The organism is Citrobacter sp. S55_ASV_140 (genome assembly GCF_018919505.1).
GTDB classification, from domain to species: Bacteria; Pseudomonadota; Gammaproteobacteria; order Enterobacterales; family Enterobacteriaceae; genus Citrobacter; species Citrobacter werkmanii.
On sequence record NZ_JAHLQZ010000119.1, the window covers coordinates 1 to 12,604 of the forward strand.

Below are 12,604 nucleotides of genomic sequence, written 5' to 3' on the forward strand. Positions count from 1 at the left end.
GGTGAGAAGTGCCCGCGCTGCTGGCATTACACTACCGACGTCGGACAGGTGGCGGAACATGCAGATATCTGCGGACGCTGTGTCAGCAACATCGCCGGTGATGGCGAACAACGTAAGTTTGCCTGATGAGTAAGCCTATTTGTTCAACAGGGCTACGCTGGCTGTGGCTGGTGGTAGTCGTGCTGATTATCGATTTAGGCAGCAAGTACCTGATCCTCCAGAATTTTGCTCTGGGGGATACGGTATCGCTGTTCCCGTCGCTTAATCTGCACTACGCGCGAAACTATGGCGCGGCGTTTAGCTTCTTAGCCGACAGCGGCGGCTGGCAACGTTGGTTTTTTGCCGGTATCGCTATTGGTATCTGCGTCATCCTGATGGTGATGATGTATCGCTCGAAGGCGACGCAGAAGCTGAACAACATCGCGTATGCGTTAATCATTGGCGGTGCGCTGGGCAATCTGTTCGATCGCCTGTGGCACGGCTTCGTGGTTGATATGATTGACTTTTACGTTGGCGACTGGCATTTCGCGACATTCAACCTGGCTGATACGGCAATCTGTATCGGCGCGGCATTGATTGTTCTCGAAGGCTTCTTACCGTCGAAAGAGAAAAAAGCCGCATAAAAAAATGCCGGATGGCGCTATGCTAATCCGGCTTACAATCTATCGCGAACCTTGTAGGCCCGGTAAGCGTAGCGCCACCGGGCAAACAGGCGGCAGCAATTTTAAAGAGCAACCTGCATGTCTAAATCAGTACAGAGTAACAGTGCGGTGCTGGTGCACTTCACCCTTAAGCTCGACGATGGCTCCACCGCAGAGTCAACCCGCAATAACGGCAAGCCTGCGCTGTTTCGCCTGGGCGATGGTTCTCTGTCTGAAGGACTGGAACAACACCTGCTGGGGCTAAAAGAGGGTGATAAAACCACTTTTTCCCTGGAGCCGGATGCCGCCTTTGGCGTGCCAAGCCCGGACTTGATTCAGTATTTCTCGCGTCGGGAATTTATGGACGCGGGCGAGCCAGAAATTGGCGCTATTATGCTCTTTACCGCAATGGACGGCAGTGAGATGCCTGGCGTGATTCGTGAAATCAACGGTGACTCGATCACGGTTGATTTCAACCATCCGCTGGCCGGGCATACCGTTCATTTTGATATTGAAGTGCTGGAAGTCGAACCAGTACTGGAGGCGTAAAATGCAGATCCTGTTGGCTAACCCGCGCGGTTTTTGCGCTGGCGTAGACCGCGCTATCAGCATTGTAGAAAACGCGCTGGCTATTTATGGCGCACCGATTTATGTCCGTCATGAGGTGGTGCATAACCGCTATGTGGTGGATAGCCTGCGCGAGCGCGGCGCTATTTTTATTGAGCAAATCAGTGAAGTGCCTGACGGCGCGATCCTGATCTTCTCCGCCCACGGTGTCTCTCAGGCGGTACGTAACGAAGCCAAAGGTCGTGATCTCACGGTTTTCGACGCCACCTGTCCGTTAGTCACCAAAGTGCATATGGAAGTGGCGCGCGCCAGCCGTCGCGGTGAAGAGTCAATTCTGATTGGTCACGCCGGGCACCCGGAAGTCGAAGGCACAATGGGCCAGTACAGTAACCCACAGGGGGGGATGTATCTGGTTGAATCACCGGAAGATGTACTGAAACTGACCGTGAAGAATGAAGGTAAATTGTCCTTCATGACACAGACCACGCTTTCCGTTGACGACACTTCTGACGTCATTGACGCGCTGCGCCAACGCTTCCCGAAAATTGTCGGGCCGCGCAAAGACGATATCTGTTATGCCACCACCAACCGTCAGGAAGCGGTTCGCGCGCTGGCGGAACAGGCTGATGTGGTGCTGGTGGTCGGCTCGAAAAACTCCTCTAACTCTAACCGTCTGGCTGAACTGGCCCAGCGAATGGGGAAAGCGGCGTATTTGATTGACGATGCGACCGACATCCAGGAAACGTGGGTAAAAGACGCTAAGTGCGTAGGCGTGACGGCCGGAGCCTCGGCGCCGGATATCCTGGTGCAAAACGTGATCGCTCGCCTGCAGGAACTTGGCGGTGGAGAGGCTATCCCACTGGAAGGCCGTGAAGAAAATATTGTTTTCGAAGTGCCCAAAGAGCTGCGTGTGGATGTTCGTGAAGTAGAGTAAGTCTTTCACGATACGATTATGAGAAGATGCCAGACTTAACGTCTGGCATTTTTTATGGAGAAACCATGCGCTTACCGATCATTCTTGATACCGATCCCGGCATTGATGATGCCGCCGCTATTGCCGCCGCGCTGTTTGCCCCTGAGCTGGATCTGCAACTCATGACCACGGTAGCAGGCAATGTTTCGGTGGAAAAAACCACCCGCAATGCGTTGCAGTTGCTGCACTTCTGGAATGCGGATATTCCGCTGGCGCAAGGGGCATCAATGCCGCTGGTGCGGCCGCTGCGTGATGCTGCTTCCGTGCACGGCGAGTCCGGTATGGAAGGGTATGAATTTGTCGAACACGACCGACAGGCGATGGCAAAACCCGCCTTCCAGGCTATTCGTGACGCGCTGATGCATGCCCCGCAGCCCGTGACGCTGGTGGCGATTGGTCCGCTGACCAACATTGCGCTGCTGCTGACCCATTATCCTGAATGCATATTCAATATTCACCGTCTGGTGATTATGGGCGGCTCAGCCGGGCGCGGGAACTTTACGCCAAATGCCGAATTTAATATTGCTATCGATCCCGAGGCCGCCGCGAAAGTTTTCCAGAGCGGGCTGGAGATCGTGATGTGTGGGCTGGATGTCACTAATCAGGCCATGCTGACGCCGGAGTATCTGGCGACGCTTCCCGCGCTCAATAAGACCGGCAGCATGCTGCACGCACTATTTAGCCATTACCGCAGCGGCAGTATGAATACAGGACTGCGGATGCATGATCTGTGCGCGATTGCCTGGCTGGTGCGCCCGGAACTCTTTACCCTGCAGCCGTGCTTCGTGGCGGTGGAAACTCAGGGGGAATATACCTCGGGTACCACGGTGGTGGATATTGAAGGGCGTTTGGGGCATCCGGCAAATGCCCAGGTTGCACTGGATCTTGACGTTGAGGGGTTCCAGCAGTGGGTGGCAGAGGTGCTGGCGCTGGCGCCATAATCAGGTGTTGTGTAGCGGTACCTTTTCGCCGAGATAATCAATCATCGCCCGCATTCTGGCGGGCATATGTTGATTGCGCGTCCATAGTAGCCACAGTTCCCCGCTGTAGTCGCTGATAAATTCCCATTCCGGCAGTACCTGGACAATCTCGCCATTGGAGAGTGCCGCGCGGGCGGTGAACAGCGGCAGGCTGCCGATTCCGAGGTTATTTTTCACCGCATCCAGACGTACGCCGGTATGGTTGGCGGCGTAGCGACCGTGAGTCTGAATGGTCTCCACACGTTCACCGCGGCGAAACTTCCAGCGTGAATCCGCAGGGGTCTCGCCAAGGCTGATACAGCTATGTTCACGCAGTGCCTGCGGGTGCTCTGGCGTACCGTGCTCGCGTAGGTACGCAGCGGTTGCGCATATCACATGGCTGACCGGCATCAGTGGTTTCCCATACAGGCCCGGGGAGGGCGACTGACTGATGCGCAGCGCAAGGTCGACGCCGTCGTCGATTAAATCCATATAACGGTCTTCCAGCCGAAGGCGGACGTCCACCTGTGGGTAGCGCGTAAAGAATTCGGCCATCAGTGGATGAATGACAAATCGCCCCACCGCTTTCGGCACGCTGAGGGTCAGTTGCCCCTGCGCGATGGCTTGTCGACTGCTGCCTGAGTCGACAGCCATTTGCGCCGCATGCAGCATTTCCTGCGCGTGCGCATACACTATTTTGCCCGTTTCGCTAAGCGCCAGCTTGCGCGTCGTACGGTGCAGCAGTTTGCTGCCCAGTGCCTTCTCGAGGCGTGATGCGCTGCGGCTAATAGCGGAAGGCGTAGCACCTGAGACTTTGGCGGCGGCAGAGAAGCTCCCTTGGTCGATAATCAACACAAAGGTGGCAAGGTCAGGAAGAAGGTTAGGGTTCATTTGTGCGTACCAGGCAAAGATGCATTGAACCGGCGCAGGATTATCTCCGTCAGTAAAGTGAATATACTCTTCCTATCAAGAGGAGAGCAATCATGACCGAACGTCTTTATTACACTTGTGATAACACCGAAGGCCAGGCCACGGTGATGAGCTGTACAGCGCGAGCGGAAGGAGGCTATGCGGTGGTGCTGGATGGCACGCTATTTCACCCACAGGGCGGTGGGCAACCCGCGGATGCTGGCTGGATTGATGAGATCCCCGTCGAGACGGTGATCGTGCGTGATGACGATGTGCTGCATATCGTGGCGACACCGATTGCGCCTGGCGTAATCAGCCTGAGAGTTGATGCGACACAGCGTCAGCTGCATGCGCGGCTGCACTCTGCGGGGCACCTTATCGGGTTGGCGGGTACAGAGTACGGATGGCAACCGGTAAAAGCGCACCACTGGCCTGGCGAAGGGCGGATTACGTTTTCCGCAAAAGGCAGCAGTACGCTGCCGGACGGCGCCTCACTGCTGGCGAAAATCAACGCCTGGCAGGCGGAGGATCTTCCTCGCCGGGTGACATTCGACGGCGGTTTGCGCGAAGTCGGGTTCGGTGAGCTGCCCGCTTACCCTTGCGGGGGTACGCATGTTGCGCGTTTATCCGACATTGGGCAAGTGACGATTACTCAGGTGAAGATGAAAAAAGGGCAGATGATCGTCACCTACACGCTCGTGCCATAAAACCGTACTCGCGAAAATATCTACGCAGCTTGGCTGGTTTCTGCTCGGTTTTCCATCGTTTTCCCATCACCTTGCGCCATACTGAGTTAGTTTGACTTCTTTCCAGTGCTCCAGCAATGATTCATCCTGCGGGATGAATCATGTCTTTTACTGATATTCCCCTCTGTTTATCATTAAATTCTAATTATGGGTGTTTTCAGCTAGCGGCCTCCGGGCGTGCTGGTTACTCTGAAAACGATTTACGCAAAATTAACAAAAGAGAATAGCTATGCATGATGCACAAATCCGCGTTGCCATCGCGGGAGCCGGAGGACGCATGGGGCGTCAGTTGATTCAGGCCACACTTGGCATGGATGGCGTACAGCTTGGCGCGGCGCTGGAGCGCGAAGGCTCTTCCTTACTGGGAAGCGATGCCGGAGAGTTAGCGGGAGCCAGGAAAACGGGTGTTACCGTACAAAGCAGCCTTGAGGCGGTGAAAGATGATTTCGATGTTTTCATCGATTTCACGCGACCGGAAGGTACGCTGACGCATCTGGCGTTTTGCCGCCAGCACGGTAAGGGAATGGTGATTGGTACCACCGGGTTCGATGATGCCGGTAAACAGGCTATTCACGATGCCGCGCAGGAGATTGCTATCGTCTTCGCTGCGAATTTTAGCGTCGGCGTTAACGTCATGCTGAAACTGCTTGAGAAAGCAGCAAAAGTGATGGGGGACTATACCGATATTGAGATTATCGAAGCGCATCACCGCCACAAAGTGGACGCCCCATCGGGGACCGCGCTGGCGATGGGTGAGGCGATCGCCGGGGCGCTGGATAAAGATCTGAAAGACTGCGCTGTCTACTCGCGTGAAGGTTATACCGGCGAGCGTGTGCCGGGCACTATTGGTTTTGCGACCGTACGCGCCGGTGACATTGTCGGCGAACATACCGCGATGTTTGCCGATATTGGCGAGCGTATTGAAATCACCCATAAAGCGTCCAGCCGCATGACTTTTGCCAATGGCGCAGTGCGATCGGCGGTTTGGCTGAAATCTAAGTCAAATGGTCTTTTTGATATGAAAGATGTACTTGATTTACGCAGTTTATAGATTTTATTACCCTTCGTGATGTGGTTATGGTAATCATAATTATTTGATTACATGGGGCAATATTTTATTGCCCTTTAATTTTTTGGCTTTTGGTTTTATTTTTTATCTAAGCTGATGTTTATATATGTTTTTATGCTTCATTCTGTTATCTGAATGTAAATTTTGACCAAGTGGTCCACTTTTTTCTCTCGCTGCTCCCGTTTTTACACTCTTTATCTACCGCAAGCGTTTTCCACCCTGAGTTAGCTGATCTTTTTGCCTGTTAAATCGAGTGATTTATCCCAGTGGCGTAAAATAATAATAAAAATTGCCCTTTTGGGTAGACTTTTACGTGGGCTATCTCTAGAATGCCGCCGTTTGCCAGAAATCCATAGGTAAGCAAATTTGCATTGATTCATGAGGTGTTAATGAATTAATATGCAAATAAAGTGAGTGAATATTCTCTGGAGGGTGTTTTGATTAAGTCAGCGCTATTGGTTCTGGAAGACGGAACCCAGTTTCACGGTCGGGCCATAGGGGCAACAGGTTCGGCGGTTGGGGAAGTCGTTTTCAATACTTCAATGACCGGTTATCAAGAAATCCTCACTGATCCTTCCTATTCCCGCCAAATCGTCACTCTTACTTATCCTCATATCGGTAATGTCGGCACCAATGAAGCCGATGCAGAATCTTCTCAGGTACATGCGCAAGGCCTGGTCATCCGCGACCTGCCGCTGATTGCCAGCAACTACCGCAACACCGAAGACCTCTCTTCTTACCTCAAGCGCCATAATATTGTGGCGATTGCCGATATCGATACCCGTAAGCTGACGCGACTGCTGCGCGAGAAGGGTGCTCAGAACGGCTGCATCATTGCAGGTGATAATCTGGATGCTGCACTGGCCTTAGAAAAAGCCAAAGCGTTCCCGGGCTTAAATGGGATGGATCTGGCAAAAGAAGTGACCACCGCTGAATCCTACAGCTGGACTCAGGGTAGCTGGACGCTTTCGGGTGACCTGCCGGAAGCCAAGTCTGCAGAAGAGCTGCCGTTCCACGTGGTGGCCTACGATTTTGGCGCCAAGCGCAACATTCTGCGTATGCTGGTGGATCGCGGCTGCCGCCTGACGGTGGTACCGGCGAAAACCTCTGCGGAAGACGTTCTGAAGATGAATCCGGACGGTATCTTCCTGTCTAACGGCCCAGGTGACCCGGCCCCGTGCGACTACGCCATCGAAGCGATTGAGAAATTCCTCCAGACCGACATTCCGGTATTTGGCATCTGCCTCGGCCATCAGTTGCTGGCGCTGGCGAGCGGTGCGAAGACCATCAAGATGAAATTTGGTCACCACGGTGGTAACCACCCGGTGAAAGACATGGATAAGAATGTGGTGATGATTACCGCGCAGAACCACGGCTTTGCGGTGGATGAAGACTCGCTGCCAGCCAACCTGCGCGTGACCCACAAGTCCCTGTTCGACGGTACCCTGCAAGGGATTCACCGTACCGATAAACCGGCGTTCAGCTTCCAGGGCCACCCGGAGGCGAGCCCAGGCCCGCATGATGCGGCGCCGCTGTTCGACCACTTTATCGAGCTTATTGAGCAATACCGTCAGTCCGCGAAATAATCAGGAGTAATAAAAGCCATGCCAAAACGTACAGACATAAAAAGTATCCTGATTCTGGGCGCGGGCCCGATTGTTATCGGTCAGGCGTGTGAGTTTGACTACTCCGGCGCCCAGGCGTGTAAAGCGCTGCGCGAAGAGGGTTACCGCGTTATTCTGGTGAACTCTAACCCGGCAACCATTATGACCGACCCGGAAATGGCCGATGCGACCTACATCGAGCCGATCAATTGGGAAGTGGTACGCAAAATCATCGAAAAAGAGCGTCCGGATGCGGTTCTGCCAACCATGGGCGGCCAGACCGCGCTGAACTGCGCGCTGGAACTGGAGCGTCAGGGCGTGCTGGAAGAGTTCGGCGTGACCATGATTGGTGCGACCGCTGATGCGATTGATAAAGCAGAAGACCGCCGTCGTTTCGACGTGGCGATGAAGAAAATCGGTCTCGACACCGCGCGTTCCGGCATTGCGCACACCATGGAAGAAGCGCTGGCGGTGGCCGCTGAAGTTGGCTTCCCATGCATCATCCGTCCGTCCTTTACTATGGGCGGCACCGGCGGCGGTATCGCCTATAACCGCGAAGAGTTCGAAGAAATCTGCGAACGCGGCCTGGATCTCTCTCCGACCAACGAACTGCTGATTGATGAATCGCTGATCGGCTGGAAAGAGTACGAGATGGAAGTCGTACGCGATAAGAACGACAACTGCATCATCGTCTGCTCGATTGAAAACTTCGATGCCATGGGGATTCACACCGGCGACTCCATCACCGTCGCCCCAGCGCAGACCTTGACCGACAAAGAATACCAAATCATGCGTAACGCCTCGATGGCGGTACTGCGTGAAATCGGTGTGGAAACCGGTGGTTCCAACGTTCAGTTCTCGGTGAACCCGAAAGATGGTCGTCTGATCGTTATCGAAATGAACCCGCGCGTCTCCCGCTCCTCGGCGCTGGCTTCCAAAGCCACCGGCTTCCCGATTGCCAAAGTGGCGGCCAAACTGGCGGTGGGTTACACCCTCGACGAACTGATGAACGACATCACCGGTGGCCGTACTCCGGCCTCCTTCGAGCCGTCTATCGACTACGTTGTCACCAAGATTCCACGCTTTAACTTCGAAAAATTCGCTGGCGCTAACGACCGACTGACCACGCAGATGAAATCCGTCGGCGAAGTGATGGCGATTGGCCGCACGCAGCAGGAATCTCTGCAGAAAGCGCTGCGCGGCCTGGAAGTGGGCGCCACCGGCTTCGACCCGAAAGTCAGCCTCGACGATCCGGAAGCGCTGACCAAAATCCGTCGCGAGCTGAAAGACGCGGGCGCCGAGCGTATCTGGTACATCGCTGATGCCTTCCGCGCCGGTCTCTCCGTCGACGGTGTCTTCAACCTGACCAACATCGACCGCTGGTTCCTGGTACAAATCGAAGAGCTGGTGCGCCTGGAAGAGAAAGTGGCGGCAGTGGGCATCAACGGCCTCGACGCTGATTTCCTGCGTCACCTGAAGCGTAAAGGCTTTGCCGATGCGCGTCTGGCTAAGCTGGCGGGCGTGCGCGAAGCGGAAATCCGCAAGCTGCGCGACCACTACAACCTGCACCCGGTCTACAAACGCGTGGATACCTGCGCGGCGGAATTCGCCACCGATACCGCTTACATGTACTCCACCTATGAAGAAGAGTGCGAATCTAACCCGTCCGTTGACCGCGACAAAATTATGGTCCTCGGCGGCGGCCCGAACCGTATCGGCCAGGGTATCGAATTTGACTACTGCTGCGTCCATGCCTCGCTGGCGCTGCGCGAAGACGGTTACGAGACCATCATGGTCAACTGTAACCCGGAAACTGTCTCTACCGACTACGACACCTCCGACCGTCTGTACTTCGAGCCGGTAACGCTGGAGGACGTACTGGAAATCGTGCGCATCGAGAAGCCGAAAGGCGTCATCGTGCAGTACGGCGGCCAGACCCCGCTGAAACTGGCGCGTGAACTGGAAGCCGCAGGCGTACCGGTTATCGGCACCAGCCCGGACGCGATTGACCGCGCGGAAGACCGTGAACGCTTCCAGCATGCGGTTGACCGTCTGAAGCTGAAACAGCCAGCCAACGCCACCGTGACCGCCATTGAACAAGCGGTTGAGAAGGCGAAAGAAATTGGCTACCCGCTGGTGGTGCGCCCGTCTTACGTACTGGGCGGCCGCGCGATGGAAATCGTCTACGACGAAGCCGACCTGCGTCGCTACTTCCAGACCGCGGTTAGCGTCTCCAACGACGCGCCGGTGCTGCTGGACCGCTTCCTCGACGATGCCATCGAAGTGGACGTTGACGCCATCTGCGACGGCGAAATGGTGCTGATTGGCGGCATCATGGAGCACATCGAGCAGGCGGGCGTACACTCCGGCGACTCCGCCTGTTCTCTGCCAGCCTACACGCTGAGCAAGGAAATTCAGGATGTGATGCGCCAGCAGGTGCAGAAGCTGGCCTTCGAACTGCAGGTGCGCGGCCTGATGAACGTGCAGTTTGCGGTGAAAGACAACGAAGTCTACCTGATTGAAGTCAACCCGCGTGCGGCGCGTACCGTACCGTTCGTCTCCAAAGCCACCGGCGTACCGCTGGCGAAAGTAGCGGCGCGCGTGATGGCTGGCAAATCGCTGACCGAGCAGGGCGTGACCAAAGAAATTATCCCACCGTACTACTCGGTGAAAGAAGTGGTGCTGCCGTTCAACAAATTCCCGGGCGTTGACCCGCTGTTAGGGCCAGAAATGCGCTCTACCGGGGAAGTGATGGGCGTGGGCCGTACCTTCGCGGAAGCGTTCGCCAAGGCACAGCTGGGCAGTAACTCCACGATGAAGAAACAGGGCCGTGCGCTGCTCTCGGTTCGCGAAGGCGACAAAGAGCGCGTCGTGGACCTGGCCGCTAAGCTGCTAAAACAGGGCTTCGAGCTGGATGCGACTCACGGTACCGCGATTGTGCTGGGTGAAGCCGGTATCAACCCGCGTCTGGTGAACAAGGTGCATGAAGGTCGTCCGCATATTCAGGACCGTATCAAGAATGGCGAATATACCTACATTATCAACACCACCGCAGGTCGTCAGGCGATTGAAGACTCCAAGCTGATTCGCCGCAGCGCCTTGCAGTACAAAGTGCATTACGACACTACCCTGAACGGCGGTTTCGCAACGGCCATGGCGCTGAATGCGGATGCCACCGAGAAGGTGACCTCGGTGCAGGAAATGCACGCGCAGATCAATAAATAATAAACAGAAGGTCCGGTGATATTTGCGTTAATCGGATCTGCAATATAAATTTGAAACGGTTCCTGAGAAGGAGCCGTTTTTTTTACCCTATCAGGTCATTCCTGGAGATGTCCGTTTCCTTAACCACATTTTCAATGTAATAAGCACGATATTGCTCACACTAATCAACATTCAAGTCGCATACTATCTTTATATCCACAATTTTAATATGGCTTAGTTTTTATTAATTTGGACAGGCCGTAGCCAGATTTTTAATTTGTGAAATGGTGTGCTTATGTGTGAAAAATATGTTGAAAGACCGCTTTATTTGTTAATTGCTGACTGGATGATGGCAGAGGACCGATGGATCACTGCCAAGGAGATTTCCCGTCAATTTGATATTGAACACTGTAAAGCAATTAATACGCTCTCCTATATTCTGTCAGAAGTTGGGGAAATTGTTTGTGAAGTGAAGATGATCCCTAACCAGATTGCAGGACGAGGCTGCCAGTGCCAGCGTCTGGTGAAAGTCGTGAGTATTGATTCTCATCTCTATCGCCGATTGAATCATAATTTGCAGGAAAGAAAAGTGAGTGTGGCGAAAGCGCCGCGACTGTCTGCCGTTCCCCCAACAGAGCTCAACCGTGAGCAGAAATGGCAGATGATGCTGTCAAAAAGTATGCGTCGCTAATGGTTAGTTTGCCTGATGGCAGCGTTAACGGGGATTGACGTGTAGGCCGGATAAGCGTCAGCGCATCCGGCATCAATTATTGGGCTGATTTTGGCTTCACGTCCGTCGTGCCTTTCAGGCGCGGCCGGTTTTTTTCGACCTGGGTTAACGGCTTCGTTTCAGATAGCCCCGTTCGACAGCGGACCGCAAGATCCTGATATTCTTTGGTGTTGAGGCGTTTCCAGTGCAGCTCCTGGTCTGTGACCTGGCGTAGTACTCGCGCAGGTGAACCCACCAGCAGTTGCCTTGCCTCACCCTGAAATCCGGCTTTGACGAAACTCATGGCGGCGACAATGCTCTCTTCGCCAATCACTGCGCCGTCCATAATCACGCTGTTCATGCCGACCAATGCGTCCCGGCCCACCACGCACCCATGCAAAATAGCGCCGTGGCCTATATGGCCGTTCTCATGCACGATGGTATCGGTATCGCAGTAGCCATGCATAATGCAGCCATCCTGCAGATTAGATCCTGCCTTAAGGATCAGGCGCCCATAATCCCCACGCAATGACGCGAGTGGGCCAATATAAACACCGGCACCCACGATGACATCGCCAATCAGCACGGCGCTGGGATGGACAAACGCGTCCGGGTGTACCACCGGGATCAGTCCTTCAAAGGCGTAATAGCTCATGGTTGTACCTCGGTTTTTTTGCCGGACGACGGCGTAAACACCTTATCCGGCATAGTCACATTAACGACCTTTCCACACCGGATCGCGTTTTTCGGCAAATGCCTGCGGTCCTTCGAGCGCATCTTCCGAATGCAGTACCGACGGATAATGCTTCAGTACGCCGCTGCGGATGTAGCGGTAGCCTTCTTCTACCGGCATTTCGCTGGTCGTACGATAAATCTCTTTCAGCGCCGCGATCGCCAGCGGGGCGCTATTAACCAGTTGTTGCGCCAGTTCGCGCGCGCTATCCATCAGTTCGCTCTGGCTGACAACGCGGTTCACGATCCCCCAACGCAGCGCTTCTTCGGCGCTCATTCGTCTACCGGTCATCACCATTTCGTTGACGATAGCCGGTGGCAACAGCTTAGGCAGGCGCAAAACGCCGCCGCTGTCAGGCACGATGCCGAGCTTGGCTTCCGGTAGCGCGAAGCTGGCGTTTTCCGCGCAGACAATAAAGTCCGCCGCCAGCGCCAGCTCAAAACCGCCGCCAAACGCATAGCCGTTTACCGCGGCGATGACCGGCTTATCC

At 54.7% G+C, this 12,604-nt stretch carries 12 protein-coding genes; 9 read left to right on the top strand and 3 right to left on the bottom strand.

Annotation, left to right across the window (positions count from 1 at the left end):
• The first annotated feature begins 125 nt into the window (after positions 1–125).
• The 4 genes from lspA (at position 126) to rihC (ending at position 3,122) form a co-directional block, all read left to right on the top strand.
• On the top strand, positions 126–623 hold the full coding sequence (gene lspA, locus KQJ18_RS16245; protein ID WP_150344644.1) for a signal peptidase II: 498 nt from the start codon (positions 126–128) through the stop codon (positions 621–623).
• A 117-nt stretch (positions 624–740) separates the two neighbouring features.
• The gene (gene fkpB / locus KQJ18_RS16250) at positions 741–1,190 is read left to right on the top strand and encodes an FKBP-type peptidyl-prolyl cis-trans isomerase (RefSeq protein WP_038637078.1); all 450 of its coding nucleotides are present in this window, start codon (positions 741–743) and stop codon (positions 1,188–1,190) included.
• A 1-nt stretch (position 1,191) separates the two neighbouring features.
• Positions 1,192–2,142: a 4-hydroxy-3-methylbut-2-enyl diphosphate reductase gene (gene ispH, locus KQJ18_RS16255; protein ID WP_087857640.1), complete on the top strand. Its 951-nt coding sequence runs from the start codon at positions 1,192–1,194 to the stop codon at positions 2,140–2,142.
• Between the two features lie 65 nt (positions 2,143–2,207).
• Complete coding sequence (rihC, locus tag KQJ18_RS16260; RefSeq protein ID WP_204578898.1) at positions 2,208–3,122, top strand: ribonucleoside hydrolase RihC; 915 nt, start codon at positions 2,208–2,210, stop codon at positions 3,120–3,122.
• On the opposite strand, the gene KQJ18_RS16265 is transcribed toward rihC, so the two are convergent.
• Positions 3,123–4,031, bottom strand: a complete 909-nt coding sequence (locus KQJ18_RS16265; RefSeq protein ID WP_159121710.1) for a LysR family transcriptional regulator — start codon at positions 4,029–4,031, stop codon at positions 3,123–3,125.
• Positions 4,032–4,123: 92 nt separating this feature from the next.
• Between KQJ18_RS16265 and KQJ18_RS16270 the strand changes: the two genes are divergently transcribed.
• The 5 genes from KQJ18_RS16270 to caiF all read left to right on the top strand — a co-directional run bounded on the left by KQJ18_RS16270 (position 4,124) and on the right by caiF (position 11,363).
• Positions 4,124–4,756 (top strand): hypothetical protein, encoded by a 633-nt coding sequence (locus tag KQJ18_RS16270; RefSeq protein ID WP_087857643.1) that lies wholly within the window; start codon positions 4,124–4,126, stop codon positions 4,754–4,756.
• A 268-nt stretch (positions 4,757–5,024) separates the two neighbouring features.
• Entirely contained in the window at positions 5,025–5,846 is an 822-nt protein-coding gene (gene dapB / locus KQJ18_RS16275; RefSeq protein ID WP_216422302.1) for a 4-hydroxy-tetrahydrodipicolinate reductase, read from the top strand.
• 455 nt (positions 5,847–6,301) lie between these two features.
• The gene (gene carA / locus KQJ18_RS16280; RefSeq protein ID WP_038637089.1) at positions 6,302–7,450 is read left to right on the top strand and encodes a glutamine-hydrolyzing carbamoyl-phosphate synthase small subunit; all 1,149 of its coding nucleotides are present in this window, start codon (positions 6,302–6,304) and stop codon (positions 7,448–7,450) included.
• A gap of 18 nt (positions 7,451–7,468) precedes the next feature.
• Positions 7,469–10,693 (top strand): carbamoyl-phosphate synthase large subunit, encoded by a 3,225-nt coding sequence (gene carB / locus KQJ18_RS16285; RefSeq protein WP_216422303.1) that lies wholly within the window; start codon positions 7,469–7,471, stop codon positions 10,691–10,693.
• Between the two features lie 274 nt (positions 10,694–10,967).
• Positions 10,968–11,363, top strand: a complete 396-nt coding sequence (gene caiF, locus KQJ18_RS16290) for a carnitine metabolism transcriptional regulator CaiF (RefSeq protein ID WP_038637093.1) — start codon at positions 10,968–10,970, stop codon at positions 11,361–11,363.
• 76 nt (positions 11,364–11,439) lie between these two features.
• Here the strand turns inward: caiF and caiE are convergent, their stop codons facing one another.
• Entirely contained in the window at positions 11,440–12,036 is a 597-nt protein-coding gene (caiE, locus tag KQJ18_RS16295) for a carnitine operon protein CaiE (protein ID WP_038637095.1), read from the bottom strand.
• 60 nt (positions 12,037–12,096) lie between these two features.
• Positions 12,097–12,604 (bottom strand): enoyl-CoA hydratase-related protein (locus KQJ18_RS16300; RefSeq protein WP_216422304.1); only part of this gene is annotated, 508 nt, incomplete at its 5' end.